General features: G+C 55.5%; 12 protein-coding genes. 4 read left to right on the top strand and 8 right to left on the bottom strand.

The window, feature by feature from the left end; all coding sequences use genetic code 11:
• Positions 1–48 precede the first annotated feature (48 nt).
• The 4 genes from G536_RS0107870 to G536_RS0107855 all read left to right on the top strand — a co-directional run bounded on the left by G536_RS0107870 (position 49) and on the right by G536_RS0107855 (position 4,874).
• Entirely contained in the window at positions 49–1,059 is a 1,011-nt protein-coding gene (locus tag G536_RS0107870) for a 3-oxoacyl-ACP synthase III family protein (protein WP_022823044.1), read from the top strand.
• Between the two features lie 113 nt (positions 1,060–1,172).
• A complete protein-coding gene (locus G536_RS0107865; RefSeq protein WP_022823043.1) occupies positions 1,173–1,832 on the top strand; it encodes a metal-dependent transcriptional regulator in 660 nt (219 codons plus the stop codon).
• 90 nt (positions 1,833–1,922) lie between these two features.
• Complete coding sequence (mnmE, locus tag G536_RS0107860; RefSeq protein WP_022823042.1) at positions 1,923–3,311, top strand: tRNA uridine-5-carboxymethylaminomethyl(34) synthesis GTPase MnmE; 1,389 nt, start codon at positions 1,923–1,925, stop codon at positions 3,309–3,311.
• A gap of 273 nt (positions 3,312–3,584) precedes the next feature.
• Positions 3,585–4,874 (top strand): citrate synthase, encoded by a 1,290-nt coding sequence (locus G536_RS0107855; protein WP_022823041.1) that lies wholly within the window; start codon positions 3,585–3,587, stop codon positions 4,872–4,874.
• A 76-nt stretch (positions 4,875–4,950) separates the two neighbouring features.
• Here G536_RS0107855 and G536_RS0107850 read toward each other — a convergent pair whose 3' ends face one another.
• From G536_RS0107850 to G536_RS0107815, 8 genes are all read right to left on the bottom strand, one after another.
• Entirely contained in the window at positions 4,951–5,313 is a 363-nt protein-coding gene (locus G536_RS0107850) for a hypothetical protein (protein ID WP_022823040.1), read from the bottom strand.
• A gap of 321 nt (positions 5,314–5,634) precedes the next feature.
• Positions 5,635–5,994, bottom strand: coding sequence for a hypothetical protein (locus G536_RS0107845; RefSeq protein WP_157530487.1), 360 nt, complete (start codon positions 5,992–5,994; stop codon positions 5,635–5,637).
• Between the two features lie 269 nt (positions 5,995–6,263).
• On the bottom strand, positions 6,264–8,204 hold the full coding sequence (locus tag G536_RS0107840; protein ID WP_022823038.1) for an OmpA family protein: 1,941 nt from the start codon (positions 8,202–8,204) through the stop codon (positions 6,264–6,266).
• Positions 8,205–8,215: 11 nt separating this feature from the next.
• On the bottom strand, positions 8,216–8,797 hold the full coding sequence (locus G536_RS0107835; RefSeq protein WP_084708576.1) for a 7-carboxy-7-deazaguanine synthase QueE: 582 nt from the start codon (positions 8,795–8,797) through the stop codon (positions 8,216–8,218).
• A gap of 212 nt (positions 8,798–9,009) precedes the next feature.
• Complete coding sequence (locus G536_RS0107830; protein WP_022823036.1) at positions 9,010–9,921, bottom strand: bifunctional 5,10-methylenetetrahydrofolate dehydrogenase/5,10-methenyltetrahydrofolate cyclohydrolase; 912 nt, start codon at positions 9,919–9,921, stop codon at positions 9,010–9,012.
• A 10-nt stretch (positions 9,922–9,931) separates the two neighbouring features.
• On the bottom strand, positions 9,932–10,123 hold the full coding sequence (locus tag G536_RS0107825) for a hypothetical protein (protein ID WP_022823035.1): 192 nt from the start codon (positions 10,121–10,123) through the stop codon (positions 9,932–9,934).
• A gap of 103 nt (positions 10,124–10,226) precedes the next feature.
• Positions 10,227–12,014: a translation elongation factor 4 gene (gene lepA, locus G536_RS0107820; protein ID WP_022823034.1), complete on the bottom strand. Its 1,788-nt coding sequence runs from the start codon at positions 12,012–12,014 to the stop codon at positions 10,227–10,229.
• 519 nt (positions 12,015–12,533) lie between these two features.
• Positions 12,534–16,793 (bottom strand): T9SS type A sorting domain-containing protein, encoded by a 4,260-nt coding sequence (locus G536_RS0107815; protein ID WP_084708529.1) that lies wholly within the window; start codon positions 16,791–16,793, stop codon positions 12,534–12,536.
• Between the last annotated feature and the right edge of the window lie 444 nt (positions 16,794–17,237).

Here is a 17,237-nt window from a genome sequence, read left to right as displayed (position 1 = left end):
CGGCCCCCTCTCCTAACTTCTCGTTTCTTTCTCTCACGCTCCCACCTTATGTCCTCTCTCCGTCACTCCGAAATTGCTGGCGTCGGCCACTACGTCCCGAGCCGCGTGGTTACCAACGCCGACCTTACCGAATTCATGGAAACCACCGACGAGTGGATTCAGGAACGGACTGGCATCAAGGAGCGGCGCTGGTTTGAGGAAGGCAAAGACACCACTGCCAACATGGGGGCCGCCGCTGCCCGCAAGGCCTTGGAAATGGCCGGCCTTACCCCCGACGACGTGCAAATGATTGTGTTTGCCACGCTCTCCCCCGACTATTTCTTTCCAGGTTCCGGCGTGCTGCTTCAGCGTGAGTTAGGCATCCAGGCGCCCATTCCAGCTTTCGACGTGCGCAACCAGTGCTCGGGCTTCGTATATGCCCTGAGCATGGCCGACCAGTTTGTGAAGACTGGCATGTACGACACGGTACTGGTGGTAGGCTCGGAAATCCATTCCTCGGGCCTCGACAAATCCACCCGGGGCCGGAATGTATCGGTGATATTTGGGGACGGCGCCGGCGCGGTGATTCTCCGCCCCAGCACCCGCGAGGGCCACGGCATCCTGAGCACTCACTTGCACTCCCAAGGTGAGCATGCCGAGGAGTTGATTGTGAAAGAGCCGGGCTCCAACCGCGAAAACCGGGTGCAGTACGTGGTAGACAATGAGCTGGACATGTACCCCTACATGAATGGCCAAAACGTGTTCAAGCACGCCGTAGTGCGGTTTCCGCAGGTTATCAAAGAGGCCCTCGACCAGAACGGCTACCAACCCCAAGACGTGGACATGCTGATTCCGCACCAGGCCAACCTGCGCATCACGCAGTATGTGCAGCAGAAAATGGGCCTCACCGACGACAAAATCTACAGCAACATCCAGCGTTATGGCAACACCACCGCCGCCAGTGTGCCCCTGGCCCTGAGCGAGGCCGTGCAGGAAGGCCGCATCAAGCGCGGCGACTTGGTGTGCTTGGCTGCCTTCGGCTCCGGCTTCACTTGGGCCTCCGCGCTGATTAAGTGGTAATCCTTCAATTAAAAATCAAGAATTGAGAACGAAGAATTGGCTGCTCTTAACCTGTCTGGACTTATTGAACAGCTAATTCTTAAGTATTTATTCCTGATTCTTAATGCCTAAAAATGCCCAGCTTCACCGAGGAAAACTACCTGAAGGCCATCTACAAGCTAAGCGAAGCCGCGCCGGGCACCGACGTCAGCACCAACGGCATTGCCGAGGTATTGCAGACGCGCCCGGCGTCGGTGACGGATATGCTGCGGCGGCTCGGGGAGAAGGGCCTGCTGCATTACCAGCGGTACCGGGGCGTATCGCTCACTCAGGAAGGCCGGCAGTTGGCGTTGCTGACTATCCGCAAGCATCGGCTGTGGGAGGTGTTTCTTGTGCAGAAGCTCGGCTTCAACTGGGACGAGGTGCACGAAGTGGCCGAGCAGATGGAGCACATCGACTCGCTGCTGCTGGTGCGCCGCCTCGACGAGTTTCTGGGCTTCCCGCGCCTCGACCCACACGGCGACCCTATTCCGACGGAAGATGGTGCCATGCCGCGCCCTCAGAACCGCTTGGTAGCCGACCTCATGCCGGGTGAGCAAGGCCAGTTGATGGCCGTAAAAAACACGTCCCCTTCCTTCCTGCAATACCTCGATAAGGTTGGTCTGAAGCTGGGTTCCGGTATTGAAGTACTGGATAAAATCAGCTTCGACAATTCTTTGGAAGTCAGGATCAACCAAGACAAAATTATAATGCTCTCCCCAGAAGTTGGCCGCAATCTATTTGTGGCCGATTAGCTAGCTTTCTTGCCATTTGCAGTTTAATCTGCCCTTAATTCGGGGTTGCTTGGCTTGTGTACCTTTGCCCTACTTTCCATACCTGCACTTGTGGCTGCCTTACCCCCCGCGCTTTCCGATACCATTGTTGCGTTGTCTACGCCGCCCGGCTCGGGAGCTATTGCGCTGGTCCGTCTTTCCGGCGCTGCTGCCATCAGCCTGACCGATGCCGTATTCAGTGGCAAAGCCCTAGCAGAACAACCCAGCCACACCCTGCACTACGGCACCATCCGCGACGAAGGCCGCATCATCGACGAAGTGGTGGTGTCGTTGTTCCGGGCCCCCAATTCTTACACCCGCGAGGATGTGGTGGAAATCAGCTGCCACGGCTCCGACTACATTGTGCAGCAACTGCTACTGCTGTTCACTCGCCAAGGAGCCCGCTTAGCCGAGGCTGGCGAGTTCACCAAACGGGCTTTCCTGAACGGCGCTTTCGACTTAGCCCAAGCCGAAGCCGTAGCCGACCTGATTGCCGCTGACTCGCAACTCTCGCACCAAGTAGCCATGCAGCAGATGCGGGGTGGCTTCTCGCGTGAGCTGAAAGACCTGCGCGCCCGGCTGGTACAGTTTGCGGCATTGCTGGAACTGGAGCTCGACTTCGGGGAGGAAGACGTGGAGTTTGCCGACCGTTCAGGCCTGCTGGTGCTACTGACGGAAGTTCGCGGGTTAGTACAGCGGTTGCTGCGTTCCTTCGAGCTGGGCAACGTCATCAAAAACGGCGTAACCACCGTTATTGCCGGCCGGCCTAATGCGGGCAAAAGCACCCTACTCAATGCCCTGCTCAACGAAGAGCGTGCCATTGTATCGGAAGTAGCGGGTACCACCCGCGACCTGATTGAAGACGAAGTAAGCCTGGATGGCATCCGCTTCCGCTTTGTAGACACTGCTGGCCTGCGCGACACCACCGACCTAGTGGAATCCATTGGCGTAGAGCGAACGTTGAAGCGAGTACAGCAGGCCGCTATCATCATATATCTGTTTGATTTGACGGATACTAATCCAGTTTCACTTCAAGCACAGATTGATGACTTGCACTTGCCTTCTACCACGCCCGTATTAGCCATTGGCAACAAGCTAGACGTAGCTTCCGAGGAAGAACTAACTGCCTTCCAAACGCGGCCGGATACGGTGCTGATTGCCGCTAGCCGCGGCGACGGCCTCGACGAACTGCGCCAAGTATTGCTAAGCCGGGTTCGGGGTGAAGGCCTTGACCGGGCCGGCAGCAGTACCATCGTCACCAATCTCCGACACGCTCGCAGTCTGGAATCGGCGGCGGTGGCGCTGGATGCCGTGCTGGCAGGTATTAGCAGCGGTACCGGCACCGAGCTGCTGGCCGCCGACCTACGCCAGGCACTGGCCGCACTGGGCGAAATAACTGGCGAAATTTCTTCTGATGATTTACTCACCAGCATCTTCACACAGTTCTGCATTGGCAAGTAAGTTCGACGGAGTGCTAAGAATATCCACTTATTCATTGGCATTTCACTCGTTAGGGCTTATCATAGCGCCTTCAAAATGATGGAGGCGAATTTTCGCTTCTTCCCCTGAAGTACCGTTGGCAGTGATGTGAAATTTATGTCACTGTGTTTCTTTACAATACATTCTCACCTAAACAACACAATAGGGTATATGGTAGTATAGAATCAATCGGCGCTTAGTGTGCCGGCAATTCTTTCGCTTTCGCCCTGAACCACCCTTCTACCCCTCTCTCTTATGGCAGAATCTGCTGAGATTATCCTCGACGGGAAATCGATTACTCTCCCCGTCATTGAAGGTACCGAACACGAAAAAGCATTCGACATCGGGAAGTTGCGCGACCAGACCGGCTACGTTACCTACGACCCCGGCTACAAGAACACGGGTGCTACCAAGAGTGCCATTACGTTCCTCGACGGCGAAGAAGGCATTCTACGCTACCGGGGCTACCCCATCGAGCAGCTAGCCGAAAAATCGACTTTCCTGGAAGTTGCCTACCTACTGATTTACGGTTCGCTACCTACCCAAGCCGAGTTCGATGCCTTCAGCTACGAGGTAACCCAGCACTCCTTGGTACACGAAGACATCCGCAAAATTCTCGATGGTTTCCCATCGTCGGCTCATCCAATGGGCATTTTGTCGTCTATTGTATGTTCGCTCACCGCCTTTTACCCCAAGAGCATTGCGCCAGAGCTGAGCAAGGAAGAGCTGAATCTGAATATCGTGCGCCTTATCGCCAAGCTGCCTACCATTGCGGCTTGGAGCTACAAGAATTCGGTGGGTCACCCATACGTATACCCACGCAACGAGCTGGACTACACGTCCAACTTCTTGTATATGATGTTCAGCTACCCCACTGAGCAATATCAGCAGAACCCGGTGGTAGTAAGCGCATTGAACAAGCTGCTCATCCTGCACGCCGACCACGAGCAAAACTGCTCGACCAGCACTGTGCGCCTTGTGGGCTCAGCCAATGCCAGCCTCTACGGCTCGGTATCGGCAGGTATCAATGCCCTGTGGGGTCCCCTGCACGGCGGCGCCAACCAAGAGGTAATTGAAATGCTTGAGGCTATTGAAGCCGATGGTGGTGACACCAGCAAGTTCATTGCTAAAGCCAAGGATAAGAATGATTCATTTCGCCTCATGGGCTTCGGCCACCGGGTGTATAAGAACTTCGACCCGCGCGCCAAAATCATCAAAAAAGCGGCCGATGAGGTGCTACAAGCCCTTGGTATGCAAGACAGCCCACTGCTGAAAATAGCGCAGGAGCTAGAGCAAGCTGCCCTTACCGACCAGTATTTCATTGACCGCAAGCTGTACCCGAACGTAGACTTCTACTCGGGCATCATCTACAAAGCGTTGGGTATCCCTACCGAGATGTTCACTGTTATGTTTGCCCTCGGCCGCCTTCCCGGCTGGATTGCCCAGTGGAAAGAGCTACGCGAAAACAAAGAGCCTATCGGCCGCCCACGACAGATTTATACTGGCGAATTGGAGCGCGATTACAAGAGCATCGAAAACCGCTAAGGCAAGTAGCAGTACCGCACAAAAAAGCCGACCCTCCGTGGAGGGCCGGCTTTTTTGTGCGGTACTGTTGCGGGGGCTACCGGCCACTGAACGCCATTTGGTTGATTTTGGCTTGGTTGTAAGCAACCATCTGACGTGGACCAATGATGGCGGTAAGGTCCCACTCATAGTGTGACTGTAATTCGGCCATTTTCTTATCGAGAGCTACCGGATCAGTAGCCAGGCTTGCTTGCAGTTCCTGCATTTCTGTGATCATGCGCAGGTTGAGCTGACGCACTCTCACGTACTGACCTTCGCTGAGTTGCGCTTTTTGAGCCAGTTGCTTGGTCAACTGGGTAGCACGTGCTTCGGCTTTGCCTTGGTCGCCAGGACCAGCTACCACAGGCTGGGCAGCGCTTACCAGTAGAGCTAATGCTACAAGAGTGGAAAAGTTTTTCATAATAACGGGAATTTGGGGTTGGAAAAACGGAAATGTTGAGCTTCAGGAAGTGCTATTATGCGCATCCATGAATATCTTGTACTGAATATACCATTTTATCAAATAAACACAAATATTATTATTGATTTATTTACGCAAACGTTACTGTATTAGCACATTCATTACCATTCGCTTACTATAGCTAATGTATCACTGAGGCCATCGTAACCAGCTTGACCGGTAAGTACTAATTTTCACCTAGCTATCGACGCAGGTAATGGTCTGCCTACATGGCAGCGCTATGTCCCGCACGTGAGCACAACGCTGCTACGCAGTGACTTGCTAGCGCGGTTCCGTAAGGGCAGTCATGTTGTTGCGGGCCTGGTTGAACAAGGCTAGCTGCGCCGGCCGCATTAGGGCGGTTAGCTCTAGCTCGTAGCGAGCCTGAGCTACCGCCAGACGCTCATCGAGGATGGCGGGCTCGGCCGCAAAATGGGTTTTCAGGTTCTCCATTTCCGTGAGCATCCGGATGTTCAGGGTCTTAACCTGTACGTACTGTCCTTCGTCGAGGTGGGCTTTCTCTACCTGAATACGGGCCAAGGCCGTAGCTCTGGTTTTAATGGAAGCTTCCCGGTCGGTAGCAGCATAGGTGGCAACACCCAACATAAGCGCAAACCCAGCAAGTAAAAGGGGTCTTTTCATGATAGCATGATTTTAAAGGGTAAACAATGATTAACTCAAACTCCTAAAGCAGTCAGATACTGGCAACATCCTATCTACTTTGGAATGTCCAAATATACGAGAATATTTAAAAATAAAACGAAAATTTATAACTATTCTAATCTATTAGTTTGATGAAAGTGTATTGTTTACTTCATCCTCAGCAACTTAATAGTTCAATTAAAAAGAAATACTACAAATAAAAAAAGCCCAGCAATTTGTATTGCCGGGCTTTATGCATGTAAATAATGTTAGAGAATGCGCAACTCTATTCGGCGGTTTTGTTGCCGGTGTGCCTCCGAATCGTTTGCGACCAGCGCTTTGCTTTCGCCATAGCCCTTGAAACGGAGACGCTCGGCTTTCACGCCCTGGCTGAGCAGATACGTGTATACAGCCTTCGCCCGGTTCTGCGACAAGGCCAAGTTATCGTCGTCAGAACCTACGTCGTCGGTGTGCCCACTGACTTCCACCTGCACATCGGGGTACTGCTTCATAAAGCCCACTAGCCGGTTGAGTTCCGTTCGCGACTTGGGCTTCAACTCGTACTGATTGGTATCGAAGAACAGATTGTTGAGCACGATGCTACGGCCCGAGCGCACCGGCTCTAAATAGATGTCGAGCGTCAGCGGGTCGAAGGCGTGCTTGTCGGAGTAGTCGAAGCTGAGGCTCTTCATCAGGTACTTGTCGGCGGCGGCGTACATAGCGTACTGCCGGCCTTCGTTCAATACCACCGTGTAATCCCCGTTTTCTGCGTCCGAGGTGACAAACTGAGTTAGTTCGTCAGTATTCAGGTCGTAGAGTTGTACGTCGGCTTTAATGGGCTTCTTGGTGGCCGCATCGAACACCCGACCTTGGGTGTAGGTGCTGGTTTCGCGCGCACGGACGGACGGCGGCACCTCAAACGCAAACAGTTCTACCGGTCGCTCCCGCTCCATCCGAACACCTGGCTCGGTTGCTCTAGAGCGTGAGCAAAAGCCGCGTCGGTTATCGGAAGCAATGAAGAGCGAGGCCTCATTCTCGTGAGTATTAAGCGGATAGCCGAGGTTTTGCGGCTCGCTCCAACGGCCAGCGGCCTGCAATTCACAGCGAAACACATCCAGGCCACCCATGCCCACCAGCCCGTCAGTGACGTAGTAGAGCGTGGTGCCGCTGGCGTGAATAAAGGGCGCCATATCCTTGCCGGGTGTGTTCACGGGCTGGCCCACATTACGGGCCGGGCTCCAGTTGCCATCGGCGCCTAGGGTAGTCACATAGATGTCTTCCTGACCTTGGCCGCCCCGGCGAGTGGAGGTGAAGTACAGCGTGCGCCCATCCGCCGACAGCGTGGGCTGAGAGTCCCACTCGGGTGAGTTGACCGTGCGCCCCAGATTCAGCGGCTTACTCCAGTTGTTACCGGTTCGCCGCGAAATATACAAGTCGCAGTTTCCTACAGAATTAGGCCGGTCGCAGGAAGCAAACACCAGGGTTTTTCCGTCGCCTGAAATAGTGCCGGCACCTTCGTTATAGGGGGTATTGATGAAGGACGAAATGGAGGCCGGGTCGCCAATGGAACCGTCCTTGTTAGTTTTGGCAATGAAAAGGTCTTCGCCGCTTTCCGCAGTTGGGCGGCCCGTAAACAGCAGGAAACGGTTATCGGCAGTAAGCGCGGGGAAGTACTGAAACCGGAAGGTATTGAGCGGGGCCCCCAACCGCTGGGGCTGCACACCAACGGGAGCGGCTATGGCCTTTAAGGCAAACTCACAGTTCAGCAGCTGACGCTGGGCCCGAGCGGCGTTGCGCTGGCCTTTAGGTCCCGATTTCAGCAACCGTTTGTAGCTATCGGCCGCAATCTGATACTCCCCGAAGCTCATAGCCAGTTCACCGAGGTTAAAGTAATCGGTGGCTCTATTGGAGTCCATGGGTAGCTTGGCCAAGCCGTCACGATAGGCCTCGAAAGCCGGACGGTTTTCACCCATAGCTTTCAGCAACGAACCGCGCATGATGTGCGGCTCCCCCAGCGACGGAAACTTCTCATTGAGCACCGTGAGGGTTTCAATGGCTTTATCGAAGTTGCGCTCTTTGGCCTGAGACTGCGCCTTGTCCCAGAGGCTGCGGGCCTTGGTATTGGTGGTGCTCAAGGAGGCTTGCGCCGCGGCTCCCAGTGGCAGCAAGGTGCAGGCCAACAGCAGCGGCACTGATAACAATCGGCGCATAAAGCAGAAGCCTAAGGGATATCAAGAAATTTGTGGGTCTGCAACGAGACCTGCCAACGCGGATTTGCCTTTACATAGTCTACAATAAGCGGCATCATTTGCGCGGATTTACTCCACTCAGGCTGCAAGTACAGCCGGCATTCTGGCCCTACCAGCGCGGCGTGTTCTTCGGCCCATTTAAAGTCCGACTTGTTGAACACAATGATCTTCAACTCGTGAGCCTCGGCCAGCACAGAGGGTAGCGGTGTTTTAAACTTCTTGGGTGACACACAAATCCAGTCCCACTCCCCGCTGAGCGGATAGGCGCCACTCGTTTCAATCCAGTTCTGACAGCCCGCTTCGTGTAGGGCCTGGGTTAGGGGACCCAGGTTGTGCATTAGCGGTTCCCCACCTGTAACTACTACATTGCGGCCGGCATGTGCAGTAGCAGCGGCTACAATGACGTCGAGGGTTAAGCGTGGGTGGGCATCTACATCCCATGATTCTTTCACGTCGCACCAAACACAGCCCACATCACAGCCGCCGAGGCGGACAAAGTAGGCAGCGCGCCCGGTGTTGTAGCCTTCACCCTGAATGGTATAAAACTGCTCCATTACGGGCAGGACAAGTAGTGGGGCCGCGGCCAGGTTTGAGGGGCCCAATACAAGAGGAAGTTCGTGCAGCAAAACGGTATTCAAACAAGTAAAGCCAGGTAGTTGGCCGTTGTTCCGAACGTGTGCACATTCGGTTTTCGTTCCAGCAACCTGACTCTAAAAGTAGTACAACGCCCTGAAATTCAAAAGCTCGGAGCGCTATATATTGGATTTTAGCGCGGATAAACCTCGCCTTTACATGCTTTCAAGGTATTGAGTAGCAACATGGCAATAGTCATGGGGCCGACCCCGCCGGGCACCGGCGTGATGTACGAGGCAAGCGGAGCCACTTCATCGAATTTGACGTCGCCTTTCAGCGCCCAACCCGTTTTGCGGTTGGCATCTTCCACGCGGGTCGTACCCACGTCAATAACTACGGCGCCTGGCTTCACCATGTCGGCCGTGACGAACTCCGGCCGGCCCAGAGCGGCCACCAGAATATCAGCAGTTTTTGTGATGCTGGCCAGGTTCTGCGTGCGGGAGTGGCATAAAGTAACTGTGCAATTACCAGGCTCTAAGTTCTTAGCCAACAGAATACTAACCGGTGTACCCACTATGTTGCTACGCCCGATTACCACGCAGTGCTTTCCATCGGTAGGCAGCTTATAGCGGCGCAGCAGTTCCACAATGCCCGAAGGCGTAGCGGGCAGTAACGCTGGCAGGCCAGCCACCATTCGCCCCAGGTTCATTGGGTGAAAGCCATCCACGTCCTTTTCGGGGCGCACCGCTTCCAATACCTTTTCCGAGGAAATATGGCGGGGCAGCGGCAGCTGTACAATGAAGCCATCAATACTGGCATCCTGGTTCAGCTCCTCCACTTTGGCTAGCAACTCGGCTTCGGTTATGTCGTCTTCGTAGCGGAGCAAGGTGCTCTCGAACCCAACCCGCTCACAGGCCAATACCTTGTTGCGCACGTAGGTTTCGGAGCCGCCGTCGTGGCCGACGAGGATGGCGGCAAGGTGCGGCACTTTGCCACCGGCAGCTTTGATGGTGGCTACTTCGGCGGCTATTTCCGCTTTGATGGTTTCGGCAGTTTGCTTGCCGTCGATAAGCTGGTAGGTGGTGGCGTCGGGGGCCATGGTCATGGGCAGTAAGTTATTGCGGCTGGTTGGCCGGGGTTTCGTTCTTCTTCTCTTCGTGCAGACGGATGGCGGCGGTGCCGGCTTCCATCAGTTCTTTTTCCATAGCGGGCCAATCATCCCGCCACCGGAATTTGCGCTCCTGGCCTTTAATAATTTTCTCTAGTTGAGCTTCGCTCGTACAGTTCTGGGTGAGGCTGGCAGACATTGGATTGATGGTAAGTCATAGCACACCGTGTCAAGAAGTGTATGAGGTGAAAAAATCTATTGGGCACAAAAAACGCGGCTCCGAAAAAGCCGCGTTTCAGGTATTAATCAATCTTCAATACAGCCAAGAAGGCTTCTTGGGGTATCTCTACGGAACCGACTTGGCGCATCCGCTTTTTACCTTCTTTCTGCTTTTCAAGTAGTTTACGCTTGCGGCTAATGTCGCCGCCGTAGCACTTGGCAATTACGTTTTTGCGCAGGGCCTTCACGGTTTCGCGGGCAATAATTTTTTGCCCAATGCTGGCCTGAATGGCAATTTCAAACATCTGACGCGGCAGTAGCTCCCGAAGCTTCTCGCAGAGGCGGCGGCCCCATTCGTAGCTCTTGGAGCGGTGCACAATGGCCGACAAGGCGTCTACTTTCTCGCCATTAAGCTGAATATCTAGCTTCACCATATCTGACTCACGGAAGCCAATCAGCTCATAGTCAAGGGAAGCATAACCGCGGCTGATGGTCTTGAGTTTATCGAAAAAGTCGAACACAATCTCCGACAGCGGTAGCTCGAAACTCATTTCCACCCGCTCCGAAGTCAAGTAGCTCTGGCCTTTGATAATGCCGCGCTTCTCCATGCACAGCGTGATGATGGGGCCTACGTAATCAGCAGCGGTGATGATTTGCGCCTTGATGTAGGGCTCCTCAATCAGCTTGATCATGTTCGGCTCCGGCATTTCCGACGGCGCGTTGATGGTCAGGGCCTGATCTTTGGTTCCGATGGCGTGGAACTGCACCGAGGGCACAGTGGTAATCACCGTCATGTTGAACTCCCGCTCCAGCCGCTCCTGCACAATTTCCATATGCAGCATGCCCAGAAAGCCGCAGCGGAAGCCGAAGCCCAGCGCCACCGAAGTTTCAGGCTCCCACACCAGCGAGGCATCGTTGAGCTGAAGCTTTTCCATGCACGAACGCAACTCTTCATACTCGGTGGTATCTACGGGGTAAATACCGGCAAATACCATCGGCTTTACGTCGGCAAAGCCCTGAATGGCCTCCTTGGTTGGGTTGGCTACGTGCGTGATGGTATCCCCCACTTTCACTTCGCGCGCTTCCTTGATGCCCGAAATCAGATAGCCCACGTTGCCGGCCATCATTTCGAGGCGAGGCTCTTGGTTGAGGCCGAGGATACCGATTTCATCAGCACCGTACTCCTTGCCGGTAGCCATGAAGCGGAGCTTATCGCCCTTGCGCATAGTGCCGTTCTTGATGCGGAACAGTACTTCGATGCCCCGGTACGAGTTGAAAACCGAGTCGAAGATAAGGGCTTGCAGCGGCGCTTGCGGGTCGCCTTTAGGGGCTGGCACCCGCTCCACAATGGCATTCAGAATGTTCTCGATGCCAATGCCGGTTTTGCCGGAAGCATGGAGAATATCTTCTATGTCGCAGCCGATGAGGTCCACAATTTCGTCGGACACTTCTTCGGGCATGGCGTGGGGCAGGTCAATCTTGTTGAGCACCGGAATGATCTCCAAGTCGGCCCCGATAGCCAGGTATAGGTTGGAAATCGTCTGCGCCTCAATACCCTGCGAAGCATCCACAATCAGCAAAGCACCCTCACAGGCCGCAATACTGCGCGATACCTCGTAGCTGAAATCGACGTGGCCGGGTGTATCAATCAAGTTCAGGGTGTAGATTTCACCTTTATAGGGAAACTGCATCTGAATGGCGTGGCTCTTGATGGTGATACCCCGCTCCCGCTCCAAGTCCATGTTGTCAAGCAACTGAGCCTGCATGTCGCGCTTGGCCACGGTACTGGTGAACTCCAACAGACGGTCGGCCAGGGTGCTTTTGCCGTGGTCGATGTGAGCAATGATGCAGAAATTGCGGATGTTCTTCACTAGTGTTTTATAATACGATTCGAGAGTAGTTCAAAGCGTTTTCGCTGTATCTACCCGGGCCGTTCCTGTTCTTTTTTAGTGTACTTTTCTACCTTCCGTAGCGCTTTTACCGTTTGCCTGCCTCTCTTCACTGCCTACCCAAAGCTTGGCGCCGAAGCGCGCAGGCTTGAGGGTGCCAGCGTTGGACAGCGCTGAGAAGCTCCGCCACACGGCCAGTTAAGAGTGAAAGCGACGTCCGGCCTGCCGGCGCGAAAAAGCGCAACGAGCCAAAGGTACGAGTTTGCGGGCGCAAAAATAGAATATCGGGCCGCGCACCTGCTATTGGCCGGCCTAGTTCCCATCCGGCGACACTCAGGCACCACGGCAAAGCGGGTCGGCTAGTTGCCAAACGCCGCCGGAGTCCCCCGGCCGGTACAGTTGACTGCAACAGTAGCTACCCCGGTCCGCCGCACGTATCTACCTGAAAGAGAAAGGCCCGGCGTGTGCCGGGCCTTTCTTTGCTGTGGGACTATGTCGGCACTACTCGCGCAGCAGACGCAGCGTGCTGGTTGTGCCCGCGCCTTTCACCTGCACGATGTAGGAACCCGGCAACAGGCTGCGGACTGGCAGCTCATGGGCCTGCTGACCCGCCAGCGTGAACTGGCTGATGACCCGGCCGGCCATGTCGAGGATGCTAACCTGGTATTCGCCGGCCGGCACGGCATTTAGGTTGAGCGTCAGCTGGGTCTGGGCGGGATTAGGGTACAGGCTGATGGCCGCTTGCAGGCCTTTTTGGAACCGCACCATCCGCACGGGGCTGTAGGAGCTGGCACCATCGGTATCTACCTGATGCAGGCGGTAGTACACCACCGAGGCAACGGCTTGCAGGGCCGCGTTGGCGTCCAGGTACTGGTAGGTATGGTCGGTGGAGCTGTATCCCTGCGCTTTGCGCGAGCCAATCACTTCGAAATGGGCGCCATCCAAGGAACGCTCCACGTAAAACCGGTCGCTGTTGCGCTCAGAAGCGGTGACCCAAGTCAGGCTGGCATCCTGCCGGATAGCTAGGGCACTGAATTGCTTCAGCTCAACCGGCAGGGGCCGCGCCACCGACACGTCTTCGGCCGTGGAGCTGGCTCCTAAGTAGTTGCTGCCGGGCACCGGCCCGGTACCTGTGTAAGTGCCACCCGGCGAAACAGTGGTAGCCGCCACCGTGCGCGTGGGGTCCAGATAGGTAATCTGCGCGTCCGACTGGTAGGCTACGTTGCCTTCAACCGCAGTATTGAGATCCACCAGAAACTTGATGGTCAGGATAGCACCGGCGGGCAGGTCAATGTCGCTGAAGCTGGGGTTGGCGTCTTCGGCACCAGGGCCCGTGTAGGAGTTCAGGGCGCCGGCTGTAGTGCTCAGGTTTACCACCGTATTATCGGTGAGGGTGAGGGTAGCCGATACCGTGCTGTTGTATTTGAAGAGCGAGCCGGCCCCGCCACTGGGGTTGGTAGCGTTGGCCAGCGCCACTAGCGCCTTGACGCCGGAGGCAGCTCCGCCGCTATTTGCTACGGTTAGGGTATAGGTAGCCTGCATGGCACTGCTGCGCACCACCTGCGGTGTATTGGCCCGCAACGTAGCAGCCAGAATAGGGCGGCAGCCAATAGACGAAATGCCGCCGTTTTGGGCCGCATCCCGGGCAGACACGGGACCAGCGTTACCGGCAACCGCACCATTGGCAACGGCACCAGCAGTACCAGCTTTGGCAGTGCCATTGGCACCAGTAATAGCGGTAGCAGATGGGTCCAGTGTCATAGAGGTTGCATTGTTGTAGCTTACCCCACCGCTGCCGCCACCACCTGCACCATAAGAAATAAAGGTGCTATTAGAAGCCGTGCTGCCGCCTGCGCCACCATTAACGGCGAGGGTCAGGTTGGCCATGGAGCCCGTGCTGGCTATGAGTACCGCGCCGCCGCCACCGCCGCCACCGGCCGCGTTGCCGGTGGCTGGGGTACCAGACCCGGCACTTACCGCATTGCTGCCATTAGCACTGATAGTAGCCGTGCCGGATACTGTGCCGGTGCGCAGGATGACAATACCGCCCCCGTTGCCCCCGCTGCCGCTGCCTTCAGTACCAGTAATACCCGTGCTGCCCGCGCCGCCACCGCCACCCATAAACAGCCGGGTGGCTGACGACAGACCTGGCGCAACAGCCCCTATGCCACCGGTTGCCGTTGTGTTGTAGCTACCGCCCTTGCCACCGTTATCGGCATTTATTGCGTTGGAGCCACCGCCACCGCCCGTGTTTCCGGCGTTGGTGAGGACCGTGGCATCGGTGCCACCGCCGCCGGCATTACCGGGTGCGCCCCGGCCAACACTACCGCCCGGATACGCGTCTGTACTTAAATCAAGCGAGGTAGTTGCATCCTGAAATACGTAGCGCGGAGTGCCCGCAATGCCTTCGCCCTTGGCTCCGTGGGCACCGACACCCTCTTTAGTCGCAGCCGCGTTCCGGTATTCTGTGCTGCTATAGGAGACATTACCGGCGTAGCGGACCCCGCCGCCGCCTCGGAAGCCTTTGCCAGTCATGGTGAAGCGCATAGTGTTGGTAGCGCCAAATGTGGTGGCACCTACCACATCAAGTACCAGTACTCCGCCCGTTGTACCGTTCCAAGCCTCCCCGGTAGTTATTCCCCGGGTGGCGTCGAAGGTGGAGTACTGCGGAACCCGGATAACCTGAAACCGCCTCGGACCGGCCGCAGAGGTGGCTGCTGCCGCCATGTAGTTGTTCACTAGCGCTCTGGTTAGCACCAAGGTACCGCCGTTGGTGTAAGTCACATTGGTATTCGGAGCCACTACTGCGTATTCATAGGTACCAGCGGTTACGTTGCTGACCGTTCCGTAAGCAGTGGAATTGGTTGTGGTAATGTCGGCTCCCTGCATCTGCATAATCAGCACCAGGTCGCCGGGCATGAGGGGCTTGCTGTACCCGGTACCCGACCCGACCAGCGTAATGGTTTTGGTGCCGGCAGCCACTGAGTTCCGCCCCTGAAAATAGGTATTGATAATAGTGCCGTCGACGCTCCCTACCCCTATCGGGCCTGGCCCATCGGTGCCGGGCCCGCCACAGCCGGTGGCAGTAGCCGTGGGATTGTAGCCCGAGGTAGCTAGGGTGGCAGTGTTGTTATCTTTGTCGGGGTCGGGCACCGTGCTGGTAAAGAACGCGCTGCCCGTTACGCTGCCTGAGTTCAGAACGAAGTTCACGGAGTTGTCAACCGGGGCGCTGCTTGGCGACAGGGAGGCAATGGTGGGGAAGGTAACGGTAGTAACTTTGGCTGCGCCCGTACCAGTGGAACTGAACGTGTAGGCTGCCGAGGTAGTAACTGTAATGTCTCCGTTCAGCGTCAGCTTGGGTATGATGTTGTTCCCCGTTTCCACCCCCACGTTGGACGTGGTGGAGGTATAGGTGAGCATCGAGCCGGTGTTGGCTACTGCCGGGCCGTTGAGGGCCGTGGCCACGTCGGCCCCCGATACCACCACGGTGATAGTGCCCTGGTTGGAAATGGACTTCAGGATACTCTGTACCGTGTACGGCACCGTGAACGTTCCAGAGAAAGTACCTGATGGCGTAAACGTAACTACACCGTTGCTACCGATGTCGAATCTACCTTCTGGCACTAGCAGGCTGTTGTCGATGGCTACAGTGCTGGGATTTAAGTCCAGCGTCGCCACATCAAGGGTACTGCCCGAGGCTTCATCGTTGTTGAGCGGACTGAACGTAATTGGCGCATTGTATGCGGTACCAACTACATCGTTGTTGGCCACGGGAGGCCGCACAATTTGCAGGTCCCGGACTTCGTGGAAGTTGGTACTACCACCCGTGGAAGCCGCAAAGCCGATACGCAGGCTCGAGGGCATCACCTGGGTGGCCGAGGTGAAGGAGTAGTTGTCAATAACAGTAGAAACGGTAGTTGGGCCGTTCTGAATTCGCACCGTGACTTTGTAGGTGGTAGAGCCTTTGCTAACCGGAAACACGTCCACAAATACCCGCCGGTAATCCACCGAGTTGCTTTGGGCGCGGGTAGTAGGCACATCAATACCGTAGCCCGATGTCAGATTGCGGGTGCCGCCGCTAACCGTGTAGGTAGCCGTGCGGGCGCCAGTTATGTACGGATAAGCGGTGGCGCTTGTAGTAGCGTTGCCAGCTCCCCGAATAGCCACCCCGGAAATTACCCGAGCAGCAGTTCCACCACTTTTTCCTTCGTTTGCAACGGAATAGCCCCCAAATTCGTCGAGCCCGATGCCAAGAAAGCCCCCGGCAGCACCCGCAATGTTGGTGGAACCTGCCACAAGTTGGGCGTAACCCAACGAACCGCCGTAGCCGCCGGGCACGAAGTTAGTGGCATCGGTTACAATGCTTCCGTCAATGAGAAACAAGCTGATGCCATCGGCCTTGGCCAATTGGCTGTCGTTGGTGGTACCGCCGTATGAGAAATACTCAAACGAGATACTGAAGCCGTTTGCCGGATTGAAGGTCTGCTTGGAAATAGCAAAGCCCCTCTGGTTGCTGACGCTAGAAGTCAGCCGCAAGTAACCCGTGTCGCCAGTGGAACCGGGGTTCGTTAACGAGGCATCCCCTCCTACTCGAAACGTAGTCGAACTGTTCGTTCGAAAGTCGTCCCGGATGAAGTAGTCCTGCGCCTGCGCCGACTGAGAAGCCAGCAAACCGCCGCATACGGCCACTAAACCAGCCGACCTTATCAGGGCTTTCTGTAAGCAAGGCCGGTTGGTTGCTCGGGTAAAAGGTAGTGTCATAGAGTACTAAATGTTGATGTGTAAGTGAGAAGAGAATAGCTCGGTTGCAGCACACTGCCAACTTCAGGGAGAGCTATTAGTAAGGCACCAAGCAAAACAAGACATCAGACCATTGAAACGATAATCCATTTTTTTGAATTATACCGCCGTTAAACCAACACAATTCAAACAGCTTATTCCGACGCTATCCTCACTAAATCAGCTACTTGTATTTTCCATTCAGAAAACGCTGGCAATGTATACTTTTTGCACAAATCAATTAATAAATTAATATATTATTACTGATTAATATTGGTATTGTTATAGTTTACTGTCGAGCTTCATCCCAATCCTGCCGAGCGCCATAAGCAGCCCACTCAAGTCGTCCTCTAATGAGCCGATGGTTACTTGCTGCTTCCTGCTTTGCGGAGAAATGCGTGGTTGAGGCCACTCAAACCGGCTAAC

It is taken from the genome of Hymenobacter norwichensis DSM 15439 (assembly GCF_000420705.1).
Lineage (GTDB): Bacteria > Bacteroidota > Bacteroidia > Cytophagales > Hymenobacteraceae > Hymenobacter > Hymenobacter norwichensis.
The sequence above is the reverse complement of the archived record's forward strand: the minus strand, read 5'-3'. Positions and strand labels throughout refer to the sequence as shown.

What these genes read in the sequence shown, in the direction of transcription:
- G536_RS0107870 (WP_022823044.1), top strand. Translation starts at nt 49, where the DNA reads ATGTCCTCTCTCCGTCACTCCGAAATTGCTGGCGTCGGCCACTACGTC.
- G536_RS0107865 (WP_022823043.1), top strand. Translation starts at nt 1,173, where the DNA reads ATGCCCAGCTTCACCGAGGAAAACTACCTGAAGGCCATCTACAAGCTA.
- G536_RS0107855 (WP_022823041.1), top strand. Translation starts at nt 3,585, where the DNA reads ATGGCAGAATCTGCTGAGATTATCCTCGACGGGAAATCGATTACTCTC.
- G536_RS0107850 (WP_022823040.1), bottom strand. Translation starts at nt 5,313, where the DNA reads ATGAAAAACTTTTCCACTCTTGTAGCATTAGCTCTACTGGTAAGCGCT.
- G536_RS0107845 (WP_157530487.1), bottom strand. Translation starts at nt 5,994, where the DNA reads ATGAAAAGACCCCTTTTACTTGCTGGGTTTGCGCTTATGTTGGGTGTT.
- G536_RS0107840 (WP_022823038.1), bottom strand. Translation starts at nt 8,204, where the DNA reads ATGCGCCGATTGTTATCAGTGCCGCTGCTGTTGGCCTGCACCTTGCTG.
- G536_RS0107835 (WP_084708576.1), bottom strand. Translation starts at nt 8,797, where the DNA reads ATGGAGCAGTTTTATACCATTCAGGGTGAAGGCTACAACACCGGGCGC.
- G536_RS0107830 (WP_022823036.1), bottom strand. Translation starts at nt 9,921, where the DNA reads ATGACCATGGCCCCCGACGCCACCACCTACCAGCTTATCGACGGCAAG.
- G536_RS0107825 (WP_022823035.1), bottom strand. Translation starts at nt 10,123, where the DNA reads ATGTCTGCCAGCCTCACCCAGAACTGTACGAGCGAAGCTCAACTAGAG.
- G536_RS0107815 (WP_084708529.1), bottom strand. Translation starts at nt 16,793, where the DNA reads ATGACACTACCTTTTACCCGAGCAACCAACCGGCCTTGCTTACAGAAA.